Origin of the sequence: Bradyrhizobium sp. PMVTL-01, assembly GCF_051861855.1 — a bacterium.
GTDB lineage: Bacteria > Pseudomonadota > Alphaproteobacteria > Rhizobiales > Xanthobacteraceae > Bradyrhizobium.
In genome coordinates, this window is record NZ_CP193982.1 from 2,137,390 (window position 1) to 2,152,255 (window position 14,866).

Sequence of the window (14,866 nt, forward strand, 5' to 3'; positions counted from 1 at the left end):
GCAGGACATGGTGATTGTTAGTTTGCCTTTGTTTCCCGGGCAAGAGTTTCAGCGGCCTCTTTGAGCCGATAGCTGCGTCCGTCGAACTCAAGCAGATGGCAATGATGCATCAGGCGATCGAGGATCGTCGTGCTCATGGTGTTGTCCCCCAGGTATGTCCCCCAGTCCTGCACGACGCGATTGGAGGTAACGATGACGCTGCGGCGCAGTTTGTAGCGCTGATGGATCAGGGTCTGCAGCAATGCGCCGGCGTCGTCAGGGATGGCGCGTGCGAGGAACAGATCGTCCAGCACGAGGAGATCGCAGTCGATGATGGTTCGCAGCCGGACCTCGCGTTGTGCCGGGGAGTTCATGGCGTAGCGGTGGAAGAAGTCGTCGGTCTCAAGATACTGGACCTTGTGGCTTTGCAGGATCGCCTGATAGGCAATCGCCTTGGCGATGTAGGACTTCCCGGTGCCAGGTTTGCCGACAAGCAGCGCGTTTTCGCCGGCGGCAATGAACGCCAGGGTGTGGAGCTGGAAGCAAGTCTGGCGCGGCAATCTGGGATTGAAGGTCCAGTCGAACTCGGCGAGCGTCAGTTTTTCGTCGAGCCCGGATTGCTGGTATCGTCGCTCGATAAGGCGGGACTGACGACGGTCCAGTTCGTCCTGCAGGATCAGGGAGAAGGTCTCGAGGAATGGCTGGTTGGCGCCCTGCGCCTGCAGCACGCGCGTCTGCAGCGTGTCGCGAACGCCCGACAGGCGCAGCTGTCGCAGGCAACGCTCAATTTCCGGCATGGTCATCATGTGGTTTGGTCTCCAGTGTGAGGTGAGAAGCCGCGGGAGCGCTCGTGGCGCCGGAGCTGGCCGGGGTTGCGCAGGCGCCACGAGCGCGGGTTGCAGGGGTGCGGTCGCCGTGAGCCTCGGCCTGCCGGCCATTGTCGCCGGCATCGTGCCGCACGGCACGGCTGAAGAGATCGCCGTATTCGGCTGGAGCGCGGATCAGCGGATGATCCTGGGTGAGCGACGATGCCGGCTGTGGCGTCGCTCCAACCTGCGCGATCGCCTGTTCGAACAACCGCTCGACGGTCGCACGCACGTGCTTGTAGCGGTAGATGCGGTTCTCGACGGCGTGCGCGCAGGCTTGCTCGACCAGCCGTGCCGGATACTTCCGGCCCAGCCCGACAATGCCCCACATCGCGCGCTGTCCGGGGCGCCCCTCGGTGTCGAACACTTGCTGGCACAGCGCCCTGGTCTGCGGCCCGATGCGCTCGGCGCTCGCCAGCAGCACGGCGGTTTGCCGCGACGGATTGAACGGCCGTTCGCTGGTCGGCAGGACGACAGAACCGGAGTGCGTCATCCGGGGATGAACACGCAGCAGCGCATGGGTGTGGCGATCACGGATCTCGATCGTGGAGGCGTAGATCCGCACCACGACCTGACTGCCGATGGGCGCAGGCCGCGCGGCGTAATAGCTGCTATCAACACGCACGGTGGTATCGTCGCAGACGGTCCGAACGACCTCGGTGAAGATGCGGAAGGCAGCCACTGGCAACGGCCGCAGGTGTGGCTTCTCCTCCTGGAACATCGCCTCGACCTGACGACGCGTGCTGCCGTGGATGCGCTTGGAGGCCCAATTCTCCTCCCAGTGCCTCAAGAACTCGTTCTGGGCTTCCAGTGTCTCGAAGCGCCGTCCGGCCAGCGCGGTGCCCTGGGTATGTTGAATCGCACTCTCGACGCATCCTTTCCGATTGGGATCGGCCACACGCGCGGGATCGGCGACCACGGCGTAATGAGCCAGCATCGCGCTGTAAATCGGGTTGAGCTCGGGCTCGTACAAATCCGGCTTGAGGACGCCTTCCTTCAGATTGTCGAGCACGACATAGCTGGGGACCCCGCCAAAATACCGGAACGCCTCTTCGTGGAGCTGCGCCCAGACGTGTTGGCTGGACTTCCAGACCACCCGCCGGAAGCTGCGCCGCGAGTAGCGCAGCGTCATCACGAACAGGCGGGGACGGCGGTACCGGCCGCTCCTGGGATCAATCGTCAGAGCGCCCTCGCCATAGTCGACCTGGGCCTCCTCGCCGGGCAGGAACTCAAGTCGATCAAACTGCTCGGGATCGCTGTGTCGCAACGTGCGCACAAACCGCTTGACGCTCTGGTAGCTGGATGGAAAGCCAAAATGATCGACAAGGTCCTGGTAAATCGCCTGCGCATTCCGCTTCAGGCGGACCTGTTCTTCGATCCACGTCCGATGCGGTTCGCAAGCCGAACGGGCCAGGCTGCTGGTGACCGTCGCTCCTGATGCCCCAGAAGCCGGTGGTCGGGGTGGAGGAATTTGGCCGTCCACGCTCACCGGGCCGGTGGTCGCTTCCCCGGGGGAATTTGCCTCCGCACCGGCCCGCAGCGCCCGGTAACGCCGGATCGTCTTGCGATCGATCCCCGTCAGCCTGTGGATCTCGCGCTGGCTGGCGTTGCGATCGAGTAGCGTAAATACCGTGCTTTGCAGGTGTGGCTTCAAGACGTTCAACTCCCCGGCCCCTTGCTGGCTAAAGGGACCGAAAATAAACGTCCTGCCTGACCGGCTACCGCTGTTCAGCGGCGCCGACGGTGAACATCAGGTGGGGGAGTTTCAAGTGACCATACCAGGGGGATTTTGACCGACCCACGGGGCTTGAGTGAAGGCTCATGCCGCTCTCGCCAACAGCTTGGGATTGTCGAAGTCCGTCGATCCGATGGCCTGATTTTTAAGATGAAAACAGTAAGTCGTCGTCCGTTAAGACGATTTAAGCGGTCGCTGGCGGCAGCGATGAGGGTGGTCAGGGTCAGGCACCAAAGAGCCCTCAGCCAGGCGAGGATGCGGCGGAAGTTGTGCCCAACGGCGGAGAGGATGACGTTAGCCGCATCGCCGGCGCAGCCTTTGAGGTAGCAGCGGCCGAGGTGACACCGGCCTTCCAGCATCCGATGACGAGTTCGATGGCGGCGCCGCGGCGCAGCTCGCACCGAAGACGCCGCGCTTCTGGCCAGAGATGAAGATTCGGCGAGGATTTGTGCGTCGTGGCGGCGGTATCCCTTGTCGACATAGGCGCGCTCGATCGCGCAGTTCGGTGTGGTCGATGACGTCCTCGTGCGCCACCCGCAAGCTCTCGGCCAGCAACAGCTCCAGCTTGTCGCCGAGCCGCTTGCGCTAGTGGCTCAGGTCTGAGCGCTCGTTGCCCGGCCGACCGTTATCGCTGTAGAGCGGCGCGTCTCGCCGTCGATCCAGTCCCAATCGACCTTTGCCGGCGAGCTGAACCAACTCGTGCTTCATCTTGATGATCTCTTCCAGCCTGGCCCGGAACAGATCACCCGAACCCCGTCGCTTTGGGCTTCTTCGGTCGCATCGTCACCTCCGATGCGATGACGGAATCATGACTGGCGATTCGATGGAATCTGAAAACGAAATGCAGGGTTCTGATGCGCCAAGCATCAAAACCCTGCAATCGCAAAGCAGTCGACAACGACAGCGATTCCAGCTCAATCGCTTAGCCGCTCTTCACGGACAACTAAGTCAGAAGCTGAGTTCTATTGTCTGTAGCAGGCCGTCGGATATGCCGGCATGCAGCACCATCCGCAGTGTCAGTCGTGTGGCCGCCGCAGCAGCACTATGTTAGAGCTGGCCCGAAGCGATTTGCTCAACTGGCGCAATCACACCTGCACACAACAAGCGGTAGGCGAGGCTCGAGTGCCAATGCCAAGAAACTAGTCACCGGGCCTTAGCCACCACGTCCTCCATCGCCTGCCGGTGCACTTGGTGACACCTCCACGTCACCATCTCCTTCCAGTGGGCCTCTCGCGGAGAAGTACCTCTCGAACGCTCAGTCAGTCGACGCGTGAAACCGCATACTCGGTTGCAGCATAGGCGCCGGAAATGAGTTTGTAGCAACTGCAAGCCTTATGTTCCAGGCAGCGGCGCTCTCCAATGAATAGCACGCCGCGCGTTTTACGAATTAAATGCTGTTCCTCAAAGTGGTTTAGCGTCTCAGTTACTCCAGGGCGTCGCAGCCCTAAGACGGAAGAGAGATACTCATGGGTAACTGGAAGCACATGAGCATCCACAGCATCGCTCGCCAAACAGAGCCAAGACGCGAGCCGCTTTTCACGATCGTGCCGAACGCCGCACAGCCCTGTCTGAGCGCAATGCAGGCTCAGTGCTTGAACGTACCTAAGTACGTGTTCTCGGATTTCAGGACGCTTGTTCATCAAGCGATGCAAGTCCTCGACGCGGATTCTGTGCGCGCTTCCCGGAAACAGCACAACCGCTTGATAGCTCGAAACGTGCCCGCCCAATAACACGGAAGCTCCCACCGCCCCCCGACGACCAATTGTAGCGGTCTCAAAGATGCATCCCGCCGCAACAATCCTCAACGAGACGAGACCCGATTCGACGAAATACACGTGATCAAGTTGCCGTTTCGGCTCATGTAGAACCGTACGCTCTCTCAGTACGATCGGCTCCAAAAACTCCCCTATTGCCGCGAGGTCTTGCAACGAAAGCGCCGCCAGGATTGCGTTCTTGACAAAGAACCGCGTATTCGCGCGCACGGCACTCAACCGATGGTTCGCAGCCAGCGCGCCGCCAGCCGGCACGAAAGCCGAGTCTGCGGAGCTGTCAAACATGCCGAGGACGCCGGATACGTCAGTGGTCATATTGCGGCCATCTCCTGATGGTAACCTCCGCCTTCACAAACTATTAAACTCGAATCATAACAACACGTCAGTCCTGATTCGTGCGAAAGTCGATCCATCGACGCCCAAATCCCGCGCTATGACGACCCCTTTCGGCGGTTTTCGGCAGCCGCAAACTGCGAATACCTTCCCCCTTACAATGTATCCGATGGCTCGCAAGCTGGCTGTGAGCTTTTAATGGCTCAAGCCAAAATCCTGTATCCGCTTGCTTGTGAGTACGGCTCGGCCCAGTGGCCGCACCCGCAGCGTCCCCAATGGTCCACGAAGTCGCGCCGAAAGGCTGGTGGCAGCTCGCTTGAGCCGATAGCCTTGACCATGGCATCGGTTGGCGCGCCGAGGAGAGTGCTACTTGCCGAAACGCAGCGGGAACTCAGCCCATTCGCCCGCGCCAAGGCAAAGCCTGGCCACGACGGGATTCACCGCGGCGCTCCCCCCGAGCTGTGCCGCAGGTACCGCGTCGGTGACGCGAGAATCTACCAATGGAAGGCCAAGTTCGGCGGGATGGAGCTATCGGAGGCCAAGCGGCTGAAGAGGCTGGAGGACGAGAACACACCACTAAAGCGGCTGTTGGCCGACTCCGTCTGGACTCAGTGCTGAAGAACCTATGGGAAAGAAGTGGTGAGGTGGGCGGAAAAGCGGAAGCCATCGCACTTGCGAGATTGGGAGAGGTCACCGATGATGGTGCCGATGACTCCGAACGATCGCTGGTCGGTCGATTTCGTCTGGACCAGCTCACAAACGGGCGTCGCTCCCGTCCTACCCCTGTCGACGACTGCCCCGCGAGTGCCTAGCGTTGGTGGCCGATACTTCGCTTTCGGGCAGCTGCGTGGCGCGGGAGCTGGACTGGCTGATGTTTGAGTGTGGCAAGACTGCGTTTGTCTTGCGTGTCACCGGATCCGCGGAAGAAGAACCGGAGCGCGTTACCCGCGTCGGGCCAGCGGCCGAGGCCTTCAGCCTCGGCAGCTTTCCGGGCCGGCCTATATCAGTCCTGTAAACGGCTTACGTACCAGCGCGCCGACGAAGAACTCGACCATCGACGTATAGTCGAAAACTGGAAGGCCAGTGGCCCTTTGGACTGAGGCGGCGTAAGGGGGCAAGTCGCCGCACTCCAGCAGCAGCATTCCAATATCCGGCCGATCGTTTACGAGAGCTACGGCGGTATCCACCACATCCTTCTCGACGGCTTTAACATCCAGCCTGCCTACGCTCCTAATCCAGCTCTCGGCAAACGCTGGAGTGTCCTCCAGTCCGACGATAGCCACCCTGCGCCCCAGGCTGGCGGGCAGACCTGCAGCTTCCAACATGTCCGGCGTCAGGACAGACTTGCTTGCGACCATGATGCCGAGTGCCTTGCCCCGGGGAAGCATCCTTTCGAGGAAAGGCGCGAGCAGAAGGCTCGACAGAAACACGGGTACATCCACCGCGTCGCGGACTACCGCTTGATACTGGATCGAGTACCCGCATTGACAAGTGATTAGTTGCGCGCCTTCGCGCACAAGCTCTTTTGCCGCTTCAACCACGGCCGAGAGCATTTCGTCGGCATCCGGCGCAAAAATCCGCGAGACGCTCAAACCAGGCACCACCTTGTACCGCGAGGGGACACTCCACGTGCTGGCATTACCGGTGTCGCCGGGTATGAACGGGCGATTTTCGCTTCCCATGCGCTCCATCATCAGAACACCTAAAGGAGCCCCGTTGAACGGTAGTCGAGGCCAATGGTTGCCTCGGGGGATAGGAATATCAATCATGCTTGACCTCATCGAACTAGCGAGTGCCCGCTTTCAACTTGGGCGAAGAGTAAGTGTATGGCGCTCTCCAAGCAGGATTTAGGCGACTTTTCAAGCAAGAGGATGAAGTTCGGCCAGTACGGCCGCTTCAACAGTTTCTTGCTCTTGCCTCGCCGTAGTCGAAGACCGTATGCCGCTGGCCGGCTGCGGACAACAGAGGCAGGTCACCGTACCTTAGAAGTAAAATCCCGACATTGGATCGGTTTTCAAAAGAGGCGCTGCGTGTCAATTACATCCTTTTCGCGGTATATCCCTGCATCACCAGCCCGGGAATGCGCTCGTAGCCGGGCCAGGACGTATCAGACACCGTGATCCAGTCGTTTTCCGTCGCAACGCGCGATGCTTCGGTAACCGACTCGTCGTAGTTGCCATTGACCCGGATCATCCGCGCACCAAAGCGGGCGATCGCGTTGATGCACTCGTCGCTGACGCCTGAATGAACAAAGATGGCGCACTTTGCGCCAACGAGCTGAGCGCCTTGCGCCACTGATCTACCGTGATTGCCGTCCGTGGCGCACGATACGGTCATTTGTTGAGCTATGGCTTTCACTTCAGGCGATTGCAGCTCTGACACATCAACGTTGCGGCCCAAGCGTTGCGTTGCTTCCTCCAGCACCAGCCGGATCACGGCATAAGAGCCGCCCAAAGCCTTGAAACTGCCAAGACCTAGCCGATGACTCTCATCCTTGAGGTAGATCGAGCCCGCGCCGATCTCACGAGCAAGGCCTGGCAAGGACACTAGCGGCGTTTCCTTGTGGCCTTCGCGATGTCTGAGAAAGCGCTCGACTTCGCGAGCGGTATCCACACTCAGTGTGTCCGCATCACCGACTTCCAGAATAGCGCGGTGATCGGGATGCGTGTTGAGAATCAACATCTTGGTCTCTCTCCCGCGAGTAAATGGATCAGTATCAAACCGTGTCCTCGAGTATAGACGTCACATTGCGGGCGCGCGGGGCTCTCTAGCCTGGCTGCAAAGCTCCTGAAGGACTAACCGGCCACCGCTGCACCTGGCCGCGCTATGCACTGGAGTGAATCTGATCGCCAAAACTTGCGTAAAACCACGCTGTCGGCGCCCTCACCTCATCGGGGCTCTTGACCCTCGCCGGTTATCAGGTCAACGAGAAAAGCTAATGCGAATGGGCAAGACTGGCCGATAATGGATGTGATTGATCAAACGAATGGCTCGGAGCTGCCGCCCGTCTTGCACAAACCTGCGAGACGTTTTCGTTGGATTCTCGTGCTCGCGGTCGTCTCGATCACTCTGTGCGCCTTACCAGCCTATTTTTGGACTAACATCGAAGCCGTTTTGGCGACGCAGCCAACGCGTGAACCTGCTCCCGTGCCGCTGTTAGCACCTGAAGACAGGGAAGCTCTCTCGGAGATTCGATCTGGGCAACGACAGGCAATTGATGAAATTGCAGAGCTCAATCGCAACATCGGCACGCAGCAAGCCGATCTGAAACGGATGGCGGATCAGATCGAGGCACTAACCACGAAGATTGTGGCTTTGCAGAACCTGCCGCTCGCTGCGTCTGTGCCCCCGGCTGCCCCTCCGCCTGCACCCCGTCCCATTTTGAGGCCGGCAAAGAGAACGATGCAGCCCTCCAAACCGGAAGGGCCAGTCTCGGTCAGGGGCGCGCCACTGACCCCGGAGACAGACTCGGACCAGCGTTAAGGTAAGCCAGCAGCTTTTTCGCTCGTTGCGCTTCGTCCATGGGAGACCCGACCAGCCCGGATCATGGTCTTGCGCGTCGTTCGCGATTGCGAACAGAGGTAGAAAGGCATTGATACACGGCTATGCGAGCCGGAGCCTCGATCAATCCTCTTGGGGGACTTCGATTGGAATGGCAAAGCCCGCTTTAATGCGATCCAATACGACCATCGTCTTGAAGCCCTTTATGTCAGGGTTCACGTAGAAAAACTTCCGGGTGAAGTCCTCATAATCCTCCATGGTGCGGGCAGTAACGTACAGGACAAAGTCCGCATCGCCTGTGACGTAGAAGCCGTTGACGACTTCACATGACGACTTAACCGCCTTCTTGAATTTGTCGATGATATCTGCACGCTCCCGCTCCAGACTCACAAGCACCAGCATTTGAATAGGTCTGCCAACCGCCTTCGGCGAGACGATCGAGATATCGGCCTCGATAATACCTTCAGAACGGAGCCTCTTCAGTCGGCGCTGACATGCGGTGGCAGAAAGCCCAGCCACTTCGCCGACTTCCTCCGAAGTCACACGGTTGTTTTTTTGGACGATCTCGAGGATGCGGGCATCTATCCGATCGTAATGCATAAACCGCCCCCAACCTTGAGGTGAATTTCACCGCGAAATGGGTTCACGGCGCAGGAAATCCTCGCAAGGGTAACCTAGGTTAGGCGCTATTTTCAACTAGATGACCTGAGGTCCATTCGCGCGGGTTTTCTAATTAACCGTTCAATCAGGGGGGCGCAGGGTTGTGCAGCGCGAGGAGGGCGCGCGAGGTTCGGCCAGGATGGGCACGACCGTGGTGCGAAGGTAATTGCTTCCTCATTCGGTGACCTCTGCGAGATCGCCGGCCACTATTCGCTCGAGCCGCCCGCCGAGGCGGAGTGATCGCCCATTCCCGCAGGCATCTATATGCTTGGTGTATCCTCGTTCGCTGCCGGTCACGCACCCGTGGTGCCCCGGGTTGCGGAGAGTTGAAGGTAGCCGGAGCGCCGCACGTCGTTGTCGTGTGTGTGAGTGCCGGACGTAAGCTCCCCAAAAGTGCCGTTTGAAAATTCCCCTGCCCGGCCTTCCAGGGCATGCCCTGGAAGGCCGGGCAGCGAACCGACTCACCGATGCTTCTCCCGCTGGCGGGAGGGAGGGCGCGGTGATCAAACTCGGGGAACTTGTCATGATCCTGGAATTGTATCGGCAGGGCGTCTCGGTGTCGGCCGTCGCCCGCCAACTTGGAAACGACCGCAAGACGGTGCGCACGCACATCGCCAAGGGCCTGACGGCGCCGGCTTACACGCCGAGGCCACCGCGCGTGCGTCGGATTGAGCCGTTCGTATCGTATTTGCATGAACGGCTCGCCGCATTCCCAGCCCTGACGGGCCGCCGCCTATGGCGAGAACTCAAGGAGTGCGGATATCAGGGTGGATACACGGCGATGACCGATCTGCTGCGTGAACTTCGACCGCCGCGGACCGGTTTTGAGGTTCGCTTTGAGACGCCGCCCGGCGAGCAGGCGCAGGTCGACTTTGCGCAGTTCGTGGTCGAATTTGCCGACGAGCCCGGGTTCAAGCGCATCGTCTGGCTGTTCTCGATGGTGCTCGGCCACTCCCGACTGATCTGGGCGCGCTTTGTCCTACACCAGGATTTGCTGCGCTGCCACATCGCCGCGCTGCAGGCGATAGGCGGAGTGCCGCGCAAGACCCTGTACGACCGGATGAAGACCGCCGTCCTAGGCGAGGATCTGGACGGACTCGTGATTTACAATCGCGCTCTCCTCGATCTCGCCCGCCATTACGGCTTCCAGCCACGCGCCTGCCGGCCCTATCGGGCGAAGACGAAAGGCAAGGTTGCCGTTTCGCTATATCCGCAAGGACTTCTTCCTCGCCGACTCCTTCCGCAACCTCGAAGATCTGAACGGTCAGCTGCGGCATTGGCTCGACACTGTTGCCAATCCGCGTGTGCATGCGACGACCCGGCGCGTCGTCAATGAAGCCTTCGCCGAGGAAAGGGACGCCCTCAAGCCATTGCCGCTTGCACCCTATCACGCGGTCCTCCGGATCGAACGCCGCGTTTCGCACGAAGGCATGGTCTGCGTGGGCGGCAATCTGTACAGCGTGCCGGACACACGCGGCGACGCGTTCTGGATATCCAGGTGCTCGCCGATGCGATCCGCATCTTCGAAGACGGCACACTCGTCGCCAGCCATGCACCGCTCGAAGGGCGCGGCGAAAAACGGCTTGATCCTACCCATCGGAAAATGCTTGCCCTAGCGCGACGACGACCGGGCGAAGCCAGTCCGCCCCCGATCACGCGGGCCGGCGATCGCATCGTCCACCGCTCTCTCGACTTCTATGAAGCCGTGGGGCGACGCCTTGCCCAGGGAGGTTCGATATGAGCGCGCCCGTCGCAGCCCTCAAACCGACTGGCGCCACGCCGGCCGTCATCGATCGGGTCAAACGCAATCTTGTCGGACTGAAGATGCCGCGCGCGCTCGAAATCCTCGACGTCACACTGCGCGGAATCGAACGCGGCGAGACAACTGCCGTCGAAACGCTCGACATCCTGCTCGCCGAGGAGCTCACTCTGCGCGAGAACCGCCGCATCAGGATCGCGTTACAAATGGCGCGCCTCTCGGCAATCAAGACGCTGGCTAGCTTCGACTTCTCGTTCCAACCTTCGCTCGACAAGAACCGCATCACGGCGCTCGCCGAATTGCAGTTCATCGATCGCGCGGAGGCTGCGCATCTGATTGGACCGCCGGGCACGGGCAAGACGCATCTGAGCCTGGCGCTCGGGGTCGAGGCAGTGAAAGCCGGCCGCAGCGTCTACTTCGGATCGCTTGCCGATATCGTCGCCGCGCTCGCCAGGGCCGAGCGCGAAGGGGCGTTGCGCCAGAAGATCAGATACTTCTGTCGCTTCTCTCTGCTGATCGTCGACGAGATCGGCTACCTGCCGGTGATCCCTGGCGGCGGCAACCTGTTCTTCCAGCTCGTCAACGCCCGCTACGAGAAGGGCGCGATGATCCTCACATCCAACCGCGGTTTTGCGGAATGGGGCGAAATCTTCGCCGATTCCGTCGTCGCCGCCGCGCTTCTGGATCGCCTTCTACACCACGCCGTCGTCTTCCAGATCGAAGGTTCAAGCTATCGGCTGCGCAAACATGCCGACCTTGTGCCCGAACTCCGGACAAAGCCAACATCCAACCAGCGCCCATACCCCCGACCCTGCGTCGGAGGGGACGGCCGCCGAAAAACGGAGATGTCGATCCCGCACACGGCTGATCCCAAGACCCCGCCAGACTGGGGAATTTTACTTCGGCGCTTCTGGGGAAATTTAGATCGGCATTTACATCGTGTGTGACGGTGTGCGGGCCGCCTCAGGGCCACGATGAGATGTTTCACAGCGGGATTACCGCAGTATTCCGGTTTAGCAGGGGTACCTCAACGGCCTTTTTGCGATGGTGCGAGCGCAAGTGCCGTCATCGCCTGCGCGACCACGGGCGGTTTGTGTCGCGCGCCATGGAAAACTGCCCCCTCATATTGCCTCAGATGACAATGTTACCGAAGCGCCCCCAGCTGTCGCGCGAATTGGACCCCGCGGGTCCGAGCAAGCCGCTCGCGAAGCGCGCCCTCCAGAGCGCCGTAGCGAGCGAGCGGCTTGCGGTGATTCGGCGAAGCAACACGTGGGATTTAGACAGCGAGGGAAGCTCGGAACGGTAGTATGGTTTCGGTGCTGCTGATGAGCTGTCGAGCGACCTTTGATCGCCAATTCTTCACCAACCGCTGCACCGTACGCCGCTGATGGTCACTGAACTGACCCGGCGCATGCGCTGCCAGCCGGGAGAGGAGATCGACGGCGGACAAGTGCGGAGCCGCGGCGAGCCATTCCTCGATCATGTGAATGTATGGGTCGAGCATCGATGGCCGACGTGCGGTTTGCGCCGCACATAGCGGCGCCGATGAATGCCGCGCTGCTCACCCTGCTTCCAACCGTCGCCGAGCTCTCGGGCAAAGGCGGTCAAGTCGCTTTGCACCGGCGCGACGGTCATGGCTGGCTTTCCGGCCCGCTGATCAACACGCTTGCCCAGCTCATTTTGAGCGTCCCTCATCTGTGCCAGCAATGCCACCGGATCAAGCGTGCGGTAAATCTCACGCAGCCGACGTTTGAATGCCTCGTTGAGATGCGGGTGGACCAATGCTCTTTCCTACGGTGTAGCGGGAGGAAGATAACGCTTGATCACCTTGGCGCCTTCGCGCTCCTTCAGCTTAAACGAGGGCTGGAAGAAATTGATGTGCAGCCGTGCCGCGGCAAGCAGGCGAGCTAATGAGCGAGCGGCATCAATGCCTTCAAAGCGCCCGTAGCCCACCAGACGTCGAACGATAGCTCCGTTCTTCTGTTCAACGAACGCTTGATCATTCTTGTAGGCCCTGGAACGAGTGACTTCGACATCGTGAGAACGGCACCACGAGACGACCGTGTCGTTCATGAAGGCGCTGTCGTTGTCAAAATCGAGCCCGCAAACGGGCCAGGGAAATAGGTTCTGGGCGCGCTCGAGGGCCTCGACCACAAGCGCTGCTTCACGCACGACGAGCGGAAAGCATTCGGTCCACCCCGTTGCGACATCCACCATTGTTAGCGTCTGAATGAAGGCCCCGGATACGGACATGCCGCCGTGCGCAACCAGATCCGCTTCGCAGTACCCCGGCGGAGGTGATCCCCGGTCATTGAATGTACGCACCGGGACTTGCCGCCGTACGGCACTGGAAAAGCCCGCCCGCCGTCGGCGTCCTCCGGCTGCTGCGATCCTTAGGTCGCTCAGCAGGCAATCGATCCGCCGCGCTCACCTCAAAACCTTAGACCGCTCATCAGCAGAAAGCTTCAATCTGCCGTGCCGTTCAAGAGCCGGAAGCAAGAACGGGATCATCGCGACGAGCCGCTTACTGCAGAGCCGGTCAGACGAGTCCCATAGCACAATCAGTGCCATACGAATGGAAGCTCCGTAAGTCCGGGCCCGCCGCCGCGGCACGGCCGACCCCGATGCCCCGTCCGCTGACGGCGCTCGGATCGCGTGCTTGCGCTGCCATCCCGCAACGGCGCACAGCTCGTCTAGGATCCGTCCCTTCTCGAGCCGCCCGCTTGCCCGATAACGCTCGGCCAGCGCTGATGTGATCTCGCGCTTTGCGCGCATGCTGATCTTCCCTGCCATAGCCGCCACCGAACTGATTCGGCAGCTCCGCCCCAGACACGACAGGGAAGTTGTCCGGTAACATTTTAGCGAGGCAATGCGCCCCTCTGCGTCACGAGGAATTGCCCCCTCCTTGGATAGCCGAGGAGAGAGGGAATGAACGGGGAACGAACCACGGAAGGTTCGTCGTGGATTGATCCACGGGGGCAGGTGATGAAGACGCCGGATGACGTGGCGGAGATGTTGCGCCTGAGGGCGTGCGGGTGGGGTCTGAAGCGGATTGCGCGGCAGCTGGGGTGCAGCCATCACACGGTGAAGGACTACGTGGCGGCGGGCGGGGTGAAGCCGTTCAAGTCGCCTGAGGGCCCGAAGCGGCTCGATGGCCTCGAGGGTTGGCTGCGCGAGAGGTCATTCGGCATCGCGGCAATGCGGATGTGGTGCGCCAGGACCTGTTGGCCGAGCAAGGCGTGGCAGTCAGCCGGCGAACGTTGCAACGCGCCGTGCAGCCCTGTCGCCACGCACTGAAGGCGGAGCCGTTGGCGACGACGCGGTTCGAGACGCCCCCGGGCCGACAGCTGCAGATCGACTTCGGGGAGCGTCTGGTCGAGATCGGCGGGGTGAAGATCAAAGCATTCGTGTTCGTGGCGACGCTTGGGCATTCGCGGCGGCTGCATGTCCGTGCGTTCCGGGCCGAGAAGCAAGAGCACTGGTTCGCCGGGCTCGAGAGCGCATTTAAGACCTTCGGCGGCGTGCCGGAGGAAGTGCTGATGGACAATCCACGCGCGCTCGTGGTGCGCCACGACGCGGTGAGCCGGTCGGTTCAGTTTAAAGACAAGCTCATCGCGTTCGCGAAGCATTGGGGCTTCCGTCCTCGCGCCTGCGCACCGTATCGGGCGCGCACGAAGGGCAAGACGGAGAATGGCGTCGGCTACGTGAAGAAGAACGCGATCGCGGGGCATTCCTTCGCGAGCTCGGACGCATTCGAGGCGCATCTCGCCGAGTGGGAGCGTGAGGTGGCGAACGTGCGTATCCACGGCACGACCGGCGAGGCGCCGATCGCTCGCTTTGCGCGTGACGAGGCACACCGGTTGAAGCCGCTCGGCGGGCAGCCGTCGTTCGGATCGTTGCGCGAACTGGCCCGTGTCGTCGGCAACGATTGCGCCGTCGAGATCGACACGAACAGCTACTCGGTGCCGTGGCGGCTGATCGGCGAGCGCGTGGCGGTGACGGTTGCGGCTGGCGAGGTGCGCATCCGCCATAGCATGCGCGAGGTTGCGGTCCACAAGCAATCGGAGGGTCGCCGGCTGCGGATCGTCGATTCCGCCCACCTCGACGGGGTTGCCGGCCGCGATGGCGCGGTCTGCCGACCGGCAAACGAACCGACAGTGCCGGGGTCGTCTCCACTGCCCTCGTTGTTGCGTCCTCTTGCCGAATACGAAGCAGCGATCGGAGGGAGCTTATAGCGCGACAATCTGGGTGGGAAGCGCAC

The 14,866-nt window shown here is 61.1% G+C and carries 10 protein-coding genes and 5 pseudogenes; 6 read left to right on the forward strand and 9 right to left on the reverse strand.

The genetic code is table 11. The features are described 5' to 3' along the window. Positions 1-17: 17 nt before the first annotated feature. From istB (ACRQ5Q_RS09705) to ACRQ5Q_RS09720, 4 genes and pseudogenes are all read right to left on the reverse strand, one after another. Positions 18-785 (reverse strand): IS21-like element IS1631 family helper ATPase IstB, encoded by a 768-nt coding sequence (istB, locus tag ACRQ5Q_RS09705; RefSeq protein ID WP_271608671.1) that lies wholly within the window; start codon positions 783-785, stop codon positions 18-20. Beyond that, the gene (istA, locus tag ACRQ5Q_RS09710; RefSeq protein WP_439375470.1) at positions 763-2,544 is read right to left on the reverse strand and encodes an IS21 family transposase; all 1,782 of its coding nucleotides are present in this window, start codon (positions 2,542-2,544) and stop codon (positions 763-765) included. The genes istB (ACRQ5Q_RS09705) and istA (ACRQ5Q_RS09710) overlap by 23 nt, the downstream gene beginning before the upstream one ends. Before the next feature lie 245 nt (positions 2,545-2,789). Then, positions 2,790-3,083 (reverse strand): annotated as a pseudogene (locus tag ACRQ5Q_RS09715) (IS5/IS1182 family transposase); the annotation flags it as partial. 756 nt (positions 3,084-3,839) lie between these two features. Further along, positions 3,840-4,667 (reverse strand): Crp/Fnr family transcriptional regulator, encoded by an 828-nt coding sequence (locus ACRQ5Q_RS09720; protein ID WP_439397402.1) that lies wholly within the window; start codon positions 4,665-4,667, stop codon positions 3,840-3,842. A 453-nt stretch (positions 4,668-5,120) separates the two neighbouring features. Here ACRQ5Q_RS09720 and ACRQ5Q_RS09725 point away from each other — a divergent pair. Further along, positions 5,121-5,589, forward strand: a pseudogene (locus tag ACRQ5Q_RS09725) (transposase); the annotation flags it as partial. Positions 5,590-5,683: 94 nt separating this feature from the next. Here the strand turns inward: ACRQ5Q_RS09725 and ACRQ5Q_RS09730 are convergent. Both ACRQ5Q_RS09730 and ACRQ5Q_RS09735 read right to left on the reverse strand, forming a co-directional pair. Then, positions 5,684-6,454 carry an AroM family protein gene (locus ACRQ5Q_RS09730; protein WP_439397404.1) on the reverse strand — a complete coding sequence of 257 codons (771 nt, stop codon included), beginning with the start codon at positions 6,452-6,454 and terminating at the stop codon, positions 5,684-5,686. Between the two features lie 280 nt (positions 6,455-6,734). Further along, positions 6,735-7,367, reverse strand: a pseudogene (locus tag ACRQ5Q_RS09735) (pyridoxal-phosphate dependent enzyme); the annotation flags it as partial. Positions 7,368-7,649: 282 nt separating this feature from the next. On the opposite strand from ACRQ5Q_RS09735, the gene ACRQ5Q_RS09740 reads away from it, so the two are divergent. Continuing rightward, positions 7,650-8,168, forward strand: coding sequence for a hypothetical protein (locus ACRQ5Q_RS09740; RefSeq protein ID WP_439397406.1), 519 nt, complete (start codon positions 7,650-7,652; stop codon positions 8,166-8,168). Between the two features lie 141 nt (positions 8,169-8,309). On the opposite strand, the gene ACRQ5Q_RS09745 is transcribed toward ACRQ5Q_RS09740, so the two are convergent. Beyond that, positions 8,310-8,786, reverse strand: a complete 477-nt coding sequence (locus tag ACRQ5Q_RS09745; RefSeq protein ID WP_439397408.1) for an Lrp/AsnC family transcriptional regulator — start codon at positions 8,784-8,786, stop codon at positions 8,310-8,312. 583 nt (positions 8,787-9,369) lie between these two features. On the opposite strand from ACRQ5Q_RS09745, the gene istA (ACRQ5Q_RS09750) reads away from it, so the two are divergent. The 3 genes and pseudogenes from istA (ACRQ5Q_RS09750) to istB (ACRQ5Q_RS09760) all read left to right on the forward strand — a co-directional run bounded on the left by istA (ACRQ5Q_RS09750) (position 9,370) and on the right by istB (ACRQ5Q_RS09760) (position 11,473). Next, positions 9,370-10,182: an IS21 family transposase gene (gene istA, locus ACRQ5Q_RS09750; RefSeq protein ID WP_439397409.1), complete on the forward strand. Its 813-nt coding sequence runs from the start codon at positions 9,370-9,372 to the stop codon at positions 10,180-10,182. Positions 10,183-10,344: 162 nt separating this feature from the next. Continuing rightward, a complete protein-coding gene (locus ACRQ5Q_RS09755) occupies positions 10,345-10,587 on the forward strand; it encodes a hypothetical protein (protein ID WP_439397411.1) in 243 nt (80 codons plus the stop codon). Then, positions 10,584-11,473: pseudogene (gene istB / locus ACRQ5Q_RS09760) on the forward strand (IS21-like element helper ATPase IstB). Before ACRQ5Q_RS09755 ends, istB (ACRQ5Q_RS09760) begins: the two are co-directional and overlap by 4 nt. Before the next feature lie 611 nt (positions 11,474-12,084). On the opposite strand, the gene ACRQ5Q_RS09765 reads toward istB (ACRQ5Q_RS09760), so the two are convergent. Both ACRQ5Q_RS09765 and ACRQ5Q_RS09770 read right to left on the reverse strand, forming a co-directional pair. Then, positions 12,085-12,387: a hypothetical protein gene (locus ACRQ5Q_RS09765; protein WP_439397412.1), complete on the reverse strand. Its 303-nt coding sequence runs from the start codon at positions 12,385-12,387 to the stop codon at positions 12,085-12,087. Between the two features lie 9 nt (positions 12,388-12,396). Continuing rightward, positions 12,397-12,858, reverse strand: a complete 462-nt coding sequence (locus tag ACRQ5Q_RS09770) for an integrase catalytic domain-containing protein (protein ID WP_439397413.1) — start codon at positions 12,856-12,858, stop codon at positions 12,397-12,399. A 675-nt stretch (positions 12,859-13,533) separates the two neighbouring features. Between ACRQ5Q_RS09770 and istA (ACRQ5Q_RS09775) the strand changes: the two are divergent. Continuing rightward, positions 13,534-14,840, forward strand: a pseudogene (istA, locus tag ACRQ5Q_RS09775) (IS21 family transposase). Positions 14,841-14,866: the final 26 nt, after the last annotated feature.

Coding starts and splice junctions, on each gene's coding strand:
- istB (WP_271608671.1), bottom strand. CDS start 785: ATGATGACCATGCCGGAAATTGAGCGTTGCCTGCGACAGCTGCGCCTG.
- ACRQ5Q_RS09720 (WP_439397402.1), bottom strand. CDS start 4,667: ATGACCACTGACGTATCCGGCGTCCTCGGCATGTTTGACAGCTCCGCA.
- ACRQ5Q_RS09730 (WP_439397404.1), bottom strand. CDS start 6,454: ATGATTGATATTCCTATCCCCCGAGGCAACCATTGGCCTCGACTACCG.
- ACRQ5Q_RS09740 (WP_439397406.1), top strand. CDS start 7,650: ATGGATGTGATTGATCAAACGAATGGCTCGGAGCTGCCGCCCGTCTTG.
- ACRQ5Q_RS09745 (WP_439397408.1), bottom strand. CDS start 8,786: ATGCATTACGATCGGATAGATGCCCGCATCCTCGAGATCGTCCAAAAA.
- istA (WP_439397409.1), top strand. CDS start 9,370: ATGATCCTGGAATTGTATCGGCAGGGCGTCTCGGTGTCGGCCGTCGCC.
- ACRQ5Q_RS09770 (WP_439397413.1), bottom strand. CDS start 12,858: ATGTCCGTATCCGGGGCCTTCATTCAGACGCTAACAATGGTGGATGTC.